The organism is Streptomyces sp. NPDC006552, from assembly GCF_040611655.1.
In the GTDB taxonomy this organism is placed as follows: domain Bacteria; phylum Actinomycetota; class Actinomycetes; order Streptomycetales; family Streptomycetaceae; genus Streptomyces.
This window is the reverse complement of the sequence record NZ_JBEXOS010000005.1, coordinates 1-14459: the sequence shown is the minus strand read 5'-3', so window position 1 is coordinate 14459 and position 14459 is coordinate 1. Positions and strand designations below refer to the sequence as shown.

At 74.6% G+C, this 14459-nt stretch carries 11 protein-coding genes; 7 read left to right on the top strand and 4 right to left on the bottom strand.

Annotated features, from left to right (window positions below; all coding sequences use genetic code 11):
* Nucleotides 1–90: 90 nt before the first annotated feature.
* A complete protein-coding gene (locus tag ABZY33_RS04525) occupies nucleotides 91–2505 on the top strand; it encodes a GH92 family glycosyl hydrolase (protein ID WP_356489968.1) in 2415 nt (804 codons plus the stop codon).
* 18 nt (nucleotides 2506–2523) lie between these two features.
* On the opposite strand, the gene ABZY33_RS04520 is transcribed toward ABZY33_RS04525, so the two are convergent.
* Both ABZY33_RS04520 and ABZY33_RS04515 read right to left on the bottom strand, forming a co-directional pair.
* On the bottom strand, nucleotides 2524–3930 hold the full coding sequence (locus tag ABZY33_RS04520; protein ID WP_356489967.1) for an FAD-linked oxidase C-terminal domain-containing protein: 1407 nt from the start codon (nucleotides 3928–3930) through the stop codon (nucleotides 2524–2526).
* Between the two features lie 212 nt (nucleotides 3931–4142).
* On the bottom strand, nucleotides 4143–4592 hold the full coding sequence (locus tag ABZY33_RS04515) for an ATP-binding protein (protein ID WP_356489966.1): 450 nt from the start codon (nucleotides 4590–4592) through the stop codon (nucleotides 4143–4145).
* Between the two features lie 165 nt (nucleotides 4593–4757).
* On the opposite strand from ABZY33_RS04515, the gene ABZY33_RS04510 reads away from it, so the two are divergent.
* Together ABZY33_RS04510 and ABZY33_RS04505 are read left to right on the top strand one after the other, a co-directional pair.
* Nucleotides 4758–6704 carry a hypothetical protein gene (locus ABZY33_RS04510; protein WP_356489965.1) on the top strand — a complete coding sequence of 649 codons (1947 nt, stop codon included), beginning with the start codon at nucleotides 4758–4760 and terminating at the stop codon, nucleotides 6702–6704.
* A gap of 507 nt (nucleotides 6705–7211) precedes the next feature.
* Nucleotides 7212–8585: a deoxyribodipyrimidine photo-lyase gene (locus tag ABZY33_RS04505; RefSeq protein WP_356489964.1), complete on the top strand. Its 1374-nt coding sequence runs from the start codon at nucleotides 7212–7214 to the stop codon at nucleotides 8583–8585.
* On the opposite strand, the gene ABZY33_RS04500 is transcribed toward ABZY33_RS04505, so the two are convergent.
* Nucleotides 8560–9534, bottom strand: coding sequence for a MerR family transcriptional regulator (locus tag ABZY33_RS04500; protein ID WP_356489963.1), 975 nt, complete (start codon nucleotides 9532–9534; stop codon nucleotides 8560–8562). The two genes, ABZY33_RS04505 and ABZY33_RS04500, sit on opposite strands and share 26 nt — an antisense overlap.
* A 173-nt stretch (nucleotides 9535–9707) precedes the next feature.
* On the opposite strand from ABZY33_RS04500, the gene ABZY33_RS04495 reads away from it, so the two are divergent.
* The gene (locus ABZY33_RS04495) at nucleotides 9708–10367 is read left to right on the top strand and encodes a sigma-70 family RNA polymerase sigma factor (protein ID WP_356490128.1); all 660 of its coding nucleotides are present in this window, start codon (nucleotides 9708–9710) and stop codon (nucleotides 10365–10367) included.
* A 48-nt stretch (nucleotides 10368–10415) separates the two neighbouring features.
* Nucleotides 10416–11648, top strand: coding sequence for a GNAT family N-acetyltransferase (locus ABZY33_RS04490; protein ID WP_356489962.1), 1233 nt, complete (start codon nucleotides 10416–10418; stop codon nucleotides 11646–11648).
* A gap of 21 nt (nucleotides 11649–11669) precedes the next feature.
* On the opposite strand, the gene ABZY33_RS04485 is transcribed toward ABZY33_RS04490, so the two are convergent.
* The gene (locus tag ABZY33_RS04485; protein WP_356489961.1) at nucleotides 11670–12083 is read right to left on the bottom strand and encodes a hypothetical protein; all 414 of its coding nucleotides are present in this window, start codon (nucleotides 12081–12083) and stop codon (nucleotides 11670–11672) included.
* A 247-nt stretch (nucleotides 12084–12330) separates the two neighbouring features.
* Between ABZY33_RS04485 and ABZY33_RS04480 the strand changes: the two genes are divergently transcribed.
* Together ABZY33_RS04480 and ABZY33_RS04475 are read left to right on the top strand one after the other, a co-directional pair.
* The gene (locus tag ABZY33_RS04480) at nucleotides 12331–12831 is read left to right on the top strand and encodes a DUF664 domain-containing protein (protein WP_356489960.1); all 501 of its coding nucleotides are present in this window, start codon (nucleotides 12331–12333) and stop codon (nucleotides 12829–12831) included.
* 207 nt (nucleotides 12832–13038) lie between these two features.
* Nucleotides 13039–14459: glycosyl hydrolase family 18 protein (locus ABZY33_RS04475; RefSeq protein WP_356489959.1), on the top strand; the 1421-nt coding region annotated here is incomplete at its 3' end.

Genomic DNA, 14459 nt, shown 5'->3' with positions numbered 1-14459 from the left:
GTGTGCGGGGGCGTTCCGCGGGGCGGCCCGGCGATCTACGCTCGGCGGCGCCCCACCGGCAGCTGTCCCGACTCCGAAAGGTTGCGCGACGTGTTCGACGTCCTGTCCAGATCCGGGGCGCTGCTGCGCCGCACCGGAGCCCTCGCCCTCGCCGCCGTGCTCTCACTGGCGCTGCCCGGGCCGCTCACCGCCACCGCGGCTCCCGCGGGCCGGCCCACCGCGTCCGTCGACCCGCTGATCGGTTCGGCCAACGGCGGCAACACCTATCCGGGCGCCACCCGCCCCTACGGCATGATCGCGTGGTCCCCGACCAGCACCACGGGCGACCAGACCAGCACCGGCGCGGCGAACGGCTACGAGTACAACGCGCGGCGGATCCGCGGCCTGAGCCTGACGCACGTCAACGGCGCGGGCTGCAATCCCGGCGCCGCGGGCGACGTGCCGATCATGCCGTTCGCCGGGGACGTCACCTCGTCCCCGTCGGCCGACACCAAGGACGCGGTGTACGCGGCGGGCTTCTCGCACGACGACGAGCGCGCGGTGCCCGGCCGGTACACCCTGGGCCTCGACTCGGGCGCCTCGGCCGACCTGTCGGTGAGCCGGCGCGCGGGCGTCGCGGACTTCGCGTTCCCCCGCACCAAGGCGGCCTCGCTCCTCTTCCGCACCTCCAACTCGCTCAACGGCAGCGAGGACGCGCACATCGCCATCGACCGCGCGCACCACAAGGTCACCGGCTGGGTACTGACCGGCGCGTTCTGCGGACGCCGGGCCAACGGCGGCGTGAACAACCGCAAGAGCTACTACAAGCTGTACTTCAGCGCTTCCTTCGACCGCGCCTTCTCCTCCTACGGGACCTGGCACGACGCCACCTACTCCCCCGGCTCGACCAGCGCGAGCGGCGGCGAGGGGTACGCGACCGGCGCCGAGCGTGCGGGCCGCGGCTCGGGCGGCTGGGTCGGCTTCGACACGGCGTCCGACAACGATGTCCACATGCGTCTCGGCATCTCGTACGTCTCCCTCGCCGGCGCCGAGACCAATCTGCGCGCGGAGATCCCGCCCCGGGCGAGCGTGGACGACGTCGCCGCGCAGGCGAGCCGCGACTGGGACCGCGAGCTGAGCTCGGTGCGCGCGGACGGCGGCACCGCCGCCCAGCGCACCACCTTCACCACCGCGCTCTACCACGCGCTGATGCAGCCGAACATCGTCAGCGACACCGACGGCCGCTACCCCGGCATGGACGGCAGGCCGCACCGCCTCGCCCGCGGCCAGTCCGCGCAGTACAGCAACTTCTCCGGCTGGGACCAGTACCGGGCCCAGATACAGCTGCTCGCCCTGCTCAAGCCCGAGGTGGCCGGGGACTTCGCCCAGTCCCTCTACAACTTCGCGCGGCAGAACGACGGCGTGTGGGACCGCTGGGTGCACGTCAACGGCGCCACGCACGTGATGACCGGCGACCCGTCGGCGGCGACGCTCGCGACGTTCTACGCGATGGGCGTACGCAATTTCGACTATGAGGGCGCCTTTGCCTCCCTGGCCCGGCAGGCCACCGAGCCGCGCGCGGACGGTCTCTCCGACGCGGGCTGCCCCGGCCAGTGCACGGGCCAACGGCCGAACCTCGCCCAGTACCTCACCTCCCACTACGCGGCGCAGGACGTCTGCCACTGCTGGGGCGGCGCCGCCGAGACCCTGGAGGACGCGGTCGCCGACGCCGCGCTGGGCTCCTGGGCGAAGCTGCTCGGCCGCGACGACGAGGCCGCCTACTTCACCGAGCGCGGCTCCTGGTGGCGCAACGTCTTCAACCCGGCCACCGGCTACATCCAGGCCCGCAATCTGGACGGGTCGTGGGTGACCCCGTTCGACCCGGGCAGCGACCGCGGTTTCGCCCAGGGCACGAGCGCCACGTACACGTGGATGGTGCCGCAGGACGTACCGGGCCTCGCCGCGGCGATGGGCGGGCGCGAGACGGCGGCCGCGCGGCTCGACGGGTTCTTCCACACGGCGGACGGCTCGTGGTCGGTGAAGGGCGGCGACGCGCTGCGCTACGACCCGACGAACGAGCCCGGCATCCACGCGCCCTGGCTCTACAACGCCCTCGGCCGGCCCTGGAAGACGCAGGCCACCGTGGGCCGGATCGTCTCCACCGTGTACGGGACCGGGCCCGCCGGGCTGCCCGGCAACGACGACCTCGGCACCATGTCCGCCTGGTACGTGTTCGCCGCCCTCGGCCTGTTCCCGAAGGCCCCGGGCAGCGCCGATCTGCTGCTCGGCGCACCGCTGTTCCCGCACGCCGTGGTGGACCGGCCGGGCCGCGCCGACCTCGTCATCGACGCCCCGGCGGCCGACGCCACGCACACCTACATCGCGGGTGTGCGGCTCGACGGCCGCGACCACCGCCGGTCGTGGACGGACGCCGGCCTGCTGCGCCGCGGCGGCACGCTCACCCACCGGCTGAGCGAGCGGCCGGACACGGGCTGGGCCACCGATCCGGCGGGCCTGCCGCGCTGAGCCCTGACCCGGGGGCGGTCAGTCCTCGCCGACGACCTTCCCCGGGTTGAACAGGTCGAGCGGGTCGAGCGTCCGCTTCACGGCACGCTGCACCGAGCAGACGGCCGGACCCAGCTCGCCGCGCATGCCGGCGCGCTTGAGCAGGCCCACCCCGTGCTCGCCGGTCACCGTGCCGCCCGCGGCGATCGCCGCCCGGAGCAGCTCCTCGAAGGCGGCCTGCGCGGCGACGCGGGCCGCCTCGTCGCCGGGCTCGGTGATCAGCAGCGGGTGCAGGTTGCCGTCCCCGGCGTGGGCGATGGTGGCGATGCGCACCCCGTGCCGGCGGCCGGTCTCCTCGATGGTGGCGAGCATCGCGGGCACGGCCGAGCGGGGCACGCAGAGGTCCTCGGTGAGGACGGGGCCGAGCCGTTCGAGCGCGGGGTAGGCGAGGCGTCGTACGTCGAAGAGGGCCTCGGCCTCGACGGCGTCGGTGGACTGCTCCGCCCAGAGCGCGCCCGCCTCCTGGAAGGCGGCGGCGACCGCGGCGGCCTCCACGGCGCCCGCGTCTCCCGCCGCGTCGACCCGGGCGAGCAGCATGGCCTCGGCGCCCGGTTCGATGCCCAGGTGCTTCCACTCCTCGACCGCCTCCATGCAGGCGCGGTCGAGCAGTTCCAGGGCGGCGGGCTCCAGGCCGCGGCGCGTGAGCAGGGCGACCGCCGCGCCGGCCGCGACCAGGCTGTCGAACGCGCCGACGACCGTGCGCGGTTCCCCGGCGGGCGCGGGCCGCAGCCGCAGCGTGATCTCGGTGATGACGCCGAAGGTGCCTTCCGAGCCGACGAACAGGCTCGTCAGGTCGTAGCCGCTGACCCCCTTGGTGGTGCGCCGGCCGAACCGGACGCGGCTGCCGTACTCGCCCGCCGGGCCGCCCATGACGACTTCGAGGCCGAGGACGTAGTCGCGGGTGACGCCGTACTTCAGGCAGCACAGGCCGCCCGCGTTCGTCGAGACGTTGCCGCCGATCGTCGACCAGGGGGCGCTGGCCGGGTCCGGCGGGTACCACAGGCCGTGCTCGGCGACGGCGGCCTTCAGGTCGTTGTTGACGACGCCGGGTTCGACGACGGCGAGCAGGTTCTCGGTGTCGATCTCCAGGACGCGGTTCATCCGGGAGACGTCGAGGACGACGCAGCCGTCGACCGCGTTGGCGCCGCCGGACAGACCGGTGCCCGCGCCGCGGGTGACGACGGGGATGCGCCGCTGCGCGCACACCCGCACCACCGCCTGCACCTCCTCGGCCGAGCCGGCGCGGACGGCGGCGATCGGGCGGCCCACGGGGGCCCACTCCGCGTCGTCGCGGCCCAGGGTCGCCAGTACGTCCGGGTCGGTGACAAGGGTGCTGCCCGGCAGCGCGTCCACCAGTTCGCGCACCGCACCTGCTGTTTCTGCCATGTCGATGGTCGTACCTCCAGGGCCTGTCCGATGACCGGCGGTCACGGATGACTGCCGCGGACCATCATGGAACAAGCCTTCCAGGCGCCTGCGGGGCGGGGACTGGGCGGACGCTTCGGAGGGACGTGCGGGGGGCACGGGGGCACGGGCGGGCCGGTCCCGGCGGAGGCGGGCGGGGGTTCAGCTCCGCGGGCGGCTCGTAAGCCCCGCGCTCACTCGGGCAGGGTGAGGACGGCCTTGACGCGCTTGCCGACCGGGACCCGCTCGAAGGTGAGATCGGCGAGCATGGCCACGATCTCCAGGCCGTGGCCGCCGATCCGCCCGGGGTCGCGCGGGTAGCGCCGCGGGACGGTGCCGCTGCTGTCGTAGACGGCGACGGTGACCTGCCGGGCGGTCCCTTCGAGCTCCAGGACGTAGGGCCCCAGGCTGTGCCGGTCCGCGTTGGTCACCAGCTCGCTGACGACGAGCAGTACGTCGCCCGCGACCTGCCGGTCGACCTCGACGCACCACTCCTGGGTCAGCTGCGCCAGGAACATCTCCGCGAAATGACGGGCCTGCGCTATGCACCCCTCCTCGCCGGAGTACTGGGTCATCCGCCGCAGCGGCTCGACAGGAGTGTCGAAGCCAATGGGGATCACTGTCCCGTCCACATACTCGATCATCCGCGTCTCTCTCCACCGGGCCCGTCTGGGTCAGGCCCCCGCAGGCATGCTGTTACCCCGCCTGCGCCGGTGCAGTCCTACCGGATCGTGGTGTGACTGTCACACGGCCCGGTCGTTTGAAGAGCGAAGCCCACCATCACGCCCTTCGACGCGGGAGCACCGACCATGCCGACCCTCCGCCGCCGCCCGGCCGAGCGCACCCGGATAACCGCAGCCGGGGCCGAGGCCGCCCTCGTCGAGCAGTACACCGCGCTCGTCCGGCTCGCCTATCTGACGCTGCCCGCCACCTTGTCGCGGCACCGCCGGGTCCTCATGGCGCACGCGGCGGTCCAGCGCGCGCTGCCCGGCGCACGGGCGGTGCGGGTGCCGGGGCCGCGGGCGGCACAGGCGGGTCCCGGCGGCGCGGAGGACGCCCTGCGGGTGCGGGTGCTGCGGACCGCGCTGGCCGCGGCACACCGTCCGGCGGGCTGGCCCCGGGCGCTCCCGCCGCCCCGGACGCTGCTGCCGCGGCTGCCGGTGGTGTGGGGGCTCCGCGTCTTCCCGCGGGCCGGCGGCGCCGAGGAGATCGCCCTCGGGCAGGCGCTGGCCGGGGCGTCGGCGCCGGCCCGCGCCGCGTTCGTCCTGCGCCGGGTCGACGGCTGCTCCACGGCGCGAGCGGCCGGCCTGCTGGCGGCGGCGGGGGTCCATGACGCCGAGGAGGGCGTCCGGGAGGCGGTGGGCCTGGAGGCGGCGGCGGGCGGAGCCGCCGAGGCGCTGCTGCGCTCCCAGGAGTTCGACGCCTGCTCGGTGCAGACGCGGCCCACGGACCTGCTGCGCCGGGCGCGCCGCAAGCGGCTCGCCGGGGCGGTGGCCGCCCTCCTCGTGATCACGGCGGTGGTGTTCGGCGCCCCGCGCGGCGGCTCCGCGGGGCAGCGCCCGTCGGCCCCGGCGAGCGCGGCGGGACTGGACGCCGGGCGGCTGTCGCGCGCGGCGCCGGACGCGTGGGCCGACACCTCCCGCGTCGACTTCACGGTCTGGCCGGCGCGAGGCGGGCGCAAGGACGACACGGCCTTGCTGACACGGGCGCTGGACGCGTGGGCCGCGCCGTCGGACACGGTCGCGGTGACGACGACGCCCGGGACCCCGGCGGACGCGCCGCCGCGACCGCCGCAGTTGCTCTTCGCCGGGGACGTCGGCGGGCACGGCGTGGTGCTGCTGACCGACGGCGACCGGCTGGCCCGCTACGGCGATCCCGCCGGGGACGGGCGCGCCTCGCTCGCTCTGGCTCGCGTGGACGACGCCGACGTGACCACCGCGGCCGCGGTGGTGCTCGCGCGGGCCGGCGGCTCGGCCCGCTACCTCACCGCGCCCTGGGTCGCGGAGGTGACCAGGCGTGATCTGCTGCGGCCCGACACCCCGGCGAAGCCCCTGCACGTGTCCCGGGACGGCCTGACCGACACCGTGCCGGTCGCCCCGGCGGCGGGGTGCGACCGGCGTCCGGTGCTGCAGCTGCGCTCCTCCGCGCGGATCGTGGAGCACCACGCCTTCCTCGTCGCGGATCTCGGCGGCCTCTCACCGGTACACCTCACGTACACGCCGCTGCCCGGGCACGGCACGCCCCCGGCCCGTCAGCCGCGGGAGGCGACCGGCGGCCAGGCCCTGCTGGCGTGGGCGCGGACCGCCTGCGGGCTCGGGCCCTGGCGGGGTGGCGCGGTGCGCGCGGTGAACGCCTGGGACTTCGCCGAGCAGGAGCTGCCGGAGAAGGGCGGACACGCGGTGTGGTCCTGTGCCCGCGCCTCGACCTGGCGCGGCCCCGGTGACGTGGCGCTGCTGTTGCGGGCCCCGGCCCCGTCCGTCGCGGAGCCCGCCCGGGTCGTCGGCCGGGCCCGGTCCACGACCGCCTGCAGCCGGTTCGGGCAGCACGTGGTGGCCTCGGCGCGGTGGCGCTCGCCGGCGAAGCACTGGTATCTGGTGGCGGCGGGCAGCCGCGCGGTCACCCGGATCACCGTCCGCGGCGCGGTGGACACGGCGCGCTCCGGCCGGGTGCTGGCCGTACGGGCGCCCGAGCGGGGCGCGGTACGGGTGACGGCGCGGCTGGACGGCGGCGAGGGGCTGGCCGGGGTCGGCTCCTGACGCGGGGCCTGCGGCGGTCCGCACAGCACCGGGCCCCCGTCCTCGCGGACGGGGGCCCGGTGCGGGGCCGCCGGCGCGCCGCGCTGCCCGGGCGCGGGCCGGCGCCCGGGTCAGCCGGGGACGTCACCTTCCCCGGCGACCACCAGGAACGCGTCCGTATCCAGGTCCATCACCACCCTCGCGGACCGCCCCTGCGCACGCAGTTGCGCGGCGTACTCCTCCGCCGGCCAGGAACCGCGGGGACCGCCCGCGGGAAATCGTCGCAACACCGTTGTCCGCATCTCGTCGACACCTCCACACCTGTCTCACCGCACGGACGGTGCGCACCCGGTGACCGTCCGTTCTCCCTTGAGCTGCGCTTGCCCCCGTCCGGGGAGACCATGCACACAAGCCCCGCGGAGCCGGGAAGATGTGCATCCGCGCACGTGCCGGGGCGGGAAAGGAGGACGGGAGCGCTGAGAGCGACGCAGCGGCTTCCGTCGCCCCACCTCATCCGGGAGTGCTGCTGTGCGCGTGTGTGTCGTCCTGTTCACCGCCGACCTGCGGGTCCATGATCATCCGCCGTTGCGGGCCGCTCTGAACTCCTCCGACGCGGTGGTGCCGCTGTTCGTGCGGGACACGGGGATCGACGCGGCCGGCTTCCTGGTGCCGAACCGGGAGGCGTTCCTCGCGGACTGCCTGCGCGATCTCGACGCGGGGCTGCGCCGGCGCGGCGGCCGGCTCGTCGTCCGGTACGGGGACGTGGTGGAGGAGGTCGCGAAGGTGGTGACCGAGACGGACGCCTGCGCGGTGCACCTGGCGGGGGACGTGAGCGCGTACGCACAGCGCCGGGAGGACCGGCTGCGGACCGCGCTGCACGGCATCGGTTGTGAGGTGATCGCCCATGACGCGGTGGTGACGTGTGTGGCGCCGGGCGCGGTGACCCCGGCCGGCAAGGACCACTTCGCCGTGTTCACGCCGTACCACCGGCAGTGGGAGCGGCAGCACCCCCGCGCGGTGGGCCGGGCGCCGCGCGCCGTCACCGTGCCCGACGGCGTCGGCTCCGAGCCGCTGCCGGACCGCGCCGACGTGCCGGGCGTCTCACCGGGGCTCGCCGAGGGCGGCGAACGGGCCGGCCGGGCGCGCCTGGCGGCCTGGCTGCGGTCGGGGATCGCCGCGTACGAGGACCGGCACGACGACCTGGCCGGTGACGCCACCTCCCGCCTCTCCCCCGATCTGCACTTCGGCACGGTGAGCCCCGTGGAGGCGGCGCACCGGGCGCGCGCGGCGGGCGGCCGCGGCGCCGAGGCGTTCGTCCGGCAGCTGGCCTGGCGGGACTTCCACCGCCAGGTGCTGGCCGCCCGGCCCGCCGCCGCGCACGACGACTACCGCACCCGGCACGACCGCTGGCGCCCGGAGCGGTCCGCGCGCCGGGATGTCGAGGCGTGGCGGGCGGGCCGTACCGGGTATCCGGTGGTCGACGCGGCGATGCGGCAGCTGCGGCACGAGGGGTGGATGCACAACCGGGGCCGCCTGCTGACGGCGAGTTTCCTCGCCAAGACGCTGTACGTCGACTGGCGGGTCGGCGCCCGGCACTTCCTGGACCTCCTGGTGGACGGGGACGTCGCCAACAACCAAATGAACTGGCAGTGGACGGCGGGGACCGGGACCGACAGCCGGCCCAACCGGGTGCTCAATCCGGTGACGCAGGGCAGGCGGTACGACCCGCAGGGCGCGTACGTCCGGCGCTGGGTGCCCGAGCTGGCCGGTCTGTCCGGGCCCGCCGTGCACGAGCCGTGGAAACTGACGGCCCGGGAGCGCGGAGCGTACGACTATCCGGACCCGGTGGTCGAACTGGCCGACGGGCTCGACCGGTTCAGGCGGGCCCGGGGTCTGCGCTGAGTTCGGGGTAGAGCCGCCGGATGCCGGTCAGGGCCTCAGGCAGCGTCGCCGGGCGCAGCGCTCCGTGCACGGTGCGCCCCGCCCAGCCGGGACCGCCGAGCACCACGACGGGCCCGCCGCGGGCACCGCGCACGCCCCACCGGGCCTCGGCGAGGTGGCGGGCGAGCGGCAGGCTCGCGGTGGAGCGGGCCTGGGCCCAGAGCACGACGACGCGCGGGCCCGTCCGGCGCACGGCGGCCGCGACCGCCTCGACGGGCACCGACGCCCCGAACATGCGCTGCGGCAGGCCGAGTTCGTCGAGGGCGGCGCTGAGCGCCTCCAGGGGCAGCGCGTGGTCTTCGCCGGGCGTGCAGGCGAGGACCACCGGCGGCGCGGCCATGGTGACGGGCGCCACCGGGCCCCGGTGCAGGGCTCGCGCGATGTGGCCGGAGAGCAGGTGCTCGACCTCGACGTACCGGTCACCGGACTGCTCCCACTTGCGGCCGATCGCGTGCAGCGCCGGCACCATCACGTCCTGCCAGGCGCCGACCAGGCCGTGCCGGTCGATCGCCTCGGCCAGCAGGTCGCGCACGGCGGGTGCGTCGAGGCGGGTGGCGGCCCGGGCCAGACCGCGGCGCTGCCGCTCCAGCGACGGCGCCGCGGCCGCGGCCGGCGCCCGGCGCGGCCGCGGCAGGGCGGCCACGGGGCGTTGGCGTCCGCGGGCCAGCCGGGCGGCCTCGGCGGGCGGCAGGCCCGAGGCGGTGAGGCGGCACATCTCCTCGACCACCCCGATGTCCCGCGCCGACCAGCGCCGGTGGTGGCCCTCGGCACGCTCGGCGGGTCCGAGCCCGTAGCGCCGGTCCCAGGTGCGCAGGGTCGTCGGTGAGACTCCCAGGCGCCGGGCGAGGGCACCGGTGGTGACCCCGGGCTCTCGCGGCGGCGCGCCGCGCACGTCCCGTTGCTCGTCCATCGGCCCACGATACGACGCACAAACGACGCGACTTGCGGCGCGACCGCGACGGTTTCCAGGATGACCGGTCCGTGGACGCGGGCGCGGCCCCCGCGTCCGCTTCCGACCGGAAACCGGCACGTCCGGGCTGACTTCGAGGGGTTGACGAGACACCGATGAGCGGAACGGTCCGGATGGACGCGCGGTGGGCGCACGGGACGGCCGAGACGGTGGTCCGGGCGGACGCGGCGCACCTGGCCGACCTCTATCTGCGGTGGTCGCCGCTGGTCCGCCGGCTCGCCCTGCGGGCGCTGGGCGACCGCCGGGACGCGGAGGACGTCACGCAGCAGGTGTTCCTGGCCGCGTGGCGGGGGCGGGCGGGGTACCGTCCCGAACTCGGTCCGGAGGCCGCCTGGCTGACGGGGATCACCCGGCACCACATCGCGGACGCGCTCGCCCGGCGCACCCGCAAAGCGGCGCTCTTCGACGGTCTCACCACCCGGTACGCGGTGGTGACGGAGGAGACGGACGCGGTGCTCGACCGGGTGCTGGTGACCAAGGAGCTGGCACGGCTGCCGGTGCCGCAGCGCACGGTCCTGTGGCTCGCGTTCTACGAGGATCTGACCCAGCCGCAGATCGCGGACCGTACGGGGTGGCCGCTGGGCACGGTCAAGAGCCATGCCCGGCGCGGGATGGGACGGCTGCGGACGCGGTTGCAGGAGTTCGGTCCGCACCGGCAGCCGGCGGCTCCCGGCGAAGGCGGCGCGGCCGGGGGCGTACCCGCGTCCGGACCGGAGGAGGCAGGCGCGTCCAGGCGGGGGCGGGCGGGCGGTGTCCTCGACGGCGTGGGCTGACGCGCTCCCACGGGCGCCGGGGACGGCGCCCGGCTAGGGTTTGTGATCATGAATGTCCGATCCGTACAGATCCGTGAACTGCCCGAGTCCGACATCGAGCGCGCCCTCGCGCTCGCCTATCTCGTCTTCCACGAGTCGCCCCGGGACCAGTTGCGCGAGCACCATCGCGCGGCCCTGGCCGGATTGCTGCGCATCGGCGCCTATGACGGCGCGGAGCTGGTCGGGTTCGCGGCCGCGCACCCGTTCTCGCTCTCGGTGCCCGGTGGCGGTGAACTCCCCTGTGCGGGCCTGACCTTCGTCTCGGTCGCCCCGACGCACCGGCGGCGCGGCGTGCTCTCCGGGATGATGACCGAACTCTTCGCCCGCTGCGCGCGCCGGGGCGTCCCGCTCGTCGCGCTCTGGGCCTCCGAGGCGTCGATCTACGGCCGGTTCGGTTTCGGCCCGGGCAGTTACGGCGCGACGGTGGAGATCGATGCGCGACGCCCGCTGGCCCTGCGCCTGCCGCCCGATCCGCGCCCCTTGCGTCTGGTCGACCCGGCTTCCGCCCCCGCGCTGCTCGGCCCCTACTTCGAGGGCACGCGCAGCGGCCGCCCGGGCCGGCAGGCGCGGACGGAGGCCTGGTGGCGCGAGGAGTGGCTGGTCGAGAAGGCCGAGGACGACGACGAGCTGTCGCCGCCGCGGGTGGTCGCGCTCGGTGACCCCCTGGCCGGTTACGCGATCTACCGGACCAAGGCGGGGGACGAGGACGCCCGGACGCCGGGGGTGGTGCGGGTCGAGGAGCTGGAGGCCGACGGCCCCGCGGAGGCGGCCGCGCTGTGGAGCTATCTGACCGCGATCGATCTGACCGGAACGGTGCGGGCGTGGGGGCGGCCGGTGGACGATCCGCTGCCGCTGCTCGCGGCCGACCGGGACCAGGTGCGGGTGACGGAGTCGTTCCCGGCGCTGTGGGTGCGCCTTGTCGACGTGCGGGCGGCGCTGGCGGCCCGCACGTGGGCGGCGCCGGTGGATGTGGTGCTCGACCTGCGCGACGAGCGGGTGCCGGGCAACGCGGGCAGGTTCCGGCTGATCGCGTCGCCGGACGGGTTCTCGTACGCGCCGACCGCGGACGCCCCCGACCTGTCCCTTGAGGCGCGTGATCTGGCGTCGGTCTACCTGGGAGCGACGTCCGTGCGGGCGCTGCTCCGGGCGGGGCTGATCGCCGAGCACAAGCCCGGCGCGGCGGCGATGCTCGACGCCGCTCTCTCCACCGATCTGCGGCCGCACACGGTCGACGGCTTCTGAGCGCCGGTCCGGCCCGGGGTCTCAGACCGAGGCGTGCGCCCGGGTGCGGGCGGCCGTACGGGCCATGCGCAGGGCGTCCACGGACTCGGCGAGCAGCTCGTACTCGGTGGTCTCGTCGCGGGTGGCGACGCGCACGAGCCGGCCGCCCGCCAGCGCCTCGGCCACGCGTTCCTGCTGGCCGGTATCGGCGCACCAGGCGCGGAGCAGTTCGGGCACGTCCGGTGTGTCGTCGCTCGCGGGCATCAAGGCGCCTTCGGGCAGGTGCGGCAGTCCGGGGCGCGGGTCGAGGCGTTCGGCGATCCAGCCGGCCCGGTCGCGCAGCCACCACAGGGCGAGCGGCAGGGTGGGCGCGCGATAGGTGCCGAGCGGAACTCCGACGCGCTGTCCGCCGCAGATTCCGTAGGCGGTGACGTGGCACAGGAATTCGTCGTGCACGCTCTCCCCCATTGCCTGACGCATTGATCATCGAACGGGTCCGTCATTGATCAGCGAATCGACGCGGGCGGTGAAAGCGATCAAGATTACCGCCCCGCCGTCGGCCGCCTTGGGACAGAATTCAACTGTTGCTCCTGTCGAGTATCGGCACTCCGCACGCAGTGTCACCATGCTTTTCACGCCAGTCTCCTGGCATATTCCGGCGCGTCCGTGGCCGAAATCCGCGCGGTCGGCGAAACTGCACCTCATGCACTCCCACGACGTACTCATCGACGGCTACGGCCGCATTCAGGAAGAAGTGCACGCGGTGGTCGAGGGCCTTTCCCCCGACGCTCTCGCCACCCGGCCGGGCGGGCACGGGAATTCCGTCGCCTGGCTGATCTGGCACCTCACGCGCGTGCAGGACGACCACCTCGCCGACGCGGCCGGTCTCGAGCAGGTCTGGCTCGCCAAGGGCTGGGCCGACCGCTTCCGTCTGCCCCTGCCCGAGACGGACACCGGTTACGGCCACACGTCCGAGCAGGTCGGTCAGGTGACGGTGGATTCCGGCGCGCTGCTCGTCGGCTACTACGACGCGGTGCACGAGCAGACCCTGGGCTTTCTGGGCGGCCTGAAGGACGCCGCGCTCGACCGCGTCGTCGACGAGAACTGGGACCCGCCCGTGACGCTGGGCGCGCGGCTGGTCAGCGTGCTGGCGGACGACCTCCAGCATGTGGGCCAGGCGGCGTACGTACGCGGCCTGCTCTGACCCCGCACCGTCCTGGCCGACCCTGCACGACGACGGCGCCGAACTCCCGTTCGGCGCCGTCCGCCTGTCCACGCGCCTCCCGGGGCGAAGTCGGCGGCAGCACTCCGCGTCAGAGGTCTTGACAACTCGATTGGTCTGGACCAGCTTAAGCGCACAGCGGTGGCCACCGTTCTCTTTCCGCCCTTCCCCTCTCCCCCGGAGGACACCGTGGACCGTGCACGTCATGGCAGACCCGGCGCCCGGCGCCGGCTCGGCGGCGCGCTCGCCGTCATATCGGTCGCCGCGCTCGGCGTCACCGCACTCGCCGCTCCCGCCCAGGCCGCGGACGTCAACGTGGCCAAGAACGCCGGCTTCGAGGCGGATCTGGCCAACTGGACCTGTACGGCGGGCAGTGGCGCGGCCGTCTCCTCGCCCGCCCACGGCGGCGCCAAGGCGCTGCGGGGCACCCCGGCGGGCCAGGACAACGCGAAGTGCAGCCAGACCGTCGCGGTCAAGCCCGACTCGACCTACACGCTGAGCAGTTGGGTGCAGGGCGGGTACGCCTACCTCGGCGCGAGCGGCACCGGCACCACCGATGTCTCGACCTGGACGCCGGGCAGTTCGTCCTGGCAGCAGCTCACCACCAGCTTCAAGACCGGCGCGAACACCACGTCGGTGACCGTCTACACGCACGGCTGGTACGGCCAGAGCCCGTACTACGCCGACGACGTGAGCGTCCTCGGCCCCGACGGGGGCGGCGGGAGCGACCCGGTGGTGATCCCGGCGGTGCCCGCGGGTCTGGCCGCGGCCGGTGCCACCGCGTCCTCGGTCGACCTGTCCTGGACGCCGGTCTCCACCGCCACCGGCTACAACGTCTACCGGGACGGCACGAAGGTCGCGTCGGTCCCGGGGGCCTCGGCGACCGTCACGGGCCTCGCGGCGAGCACCTCGTACAGCTTCCAGGTCAGCGCGGTGAACGCGGCCGGCGAGTCGGCCAGGTCCGCTGCCGTGACCGCGAAGACGTCTGCCACCGGGGGCAATCCGGGCGGGGGTACGGTGCCCAAGCACGCGCTCACCGGGTACTGGCAGAACTTCGACAACGGCGCGACCGTGCAGAAGCTGCGGGACGTCTCGTCGCAGTACGACATCATCGCGGTGTCGTTCGCCGATGCCACGACCACACCGGGGCAGATCACCTTCAACCTGGACCCGGCCGTCGGCTACGCCTCCACAGCCGACTTCAAGGCGGACATCGCCGCCAAGCACGCGGCCGGCAAGTCCGTGATCCTCTCGGTCGGCGGCGAGAAGGGCAGCATCTCCGTCAACAGCGACGCCTCGGCGACCGCCTTCGCGAACAGCGCGTACGCGCTGATGCAGGAGTACGGCTTCGACGGCGTCGACATCGACCTGGAGAACGGCCTCAACTCGACGTACATGTCCAAGGCGCTGCGCCAGCTGGCCGCCAAGGCGGGCTCCAAGCTGGTGCTCACCATGGCCCCGCAGACCATCGACATGCAGTCCACGTCGGGCGAGTACTTCAAGACCGCGCTCAACGTGAAGGACATCCTCACGGTCGTCAACATGCAGTACTACAACAGCGGTTCGATGCTGGGCTGCGACGGCAAGGTCTACAGCCAGGGCTCGGTGGA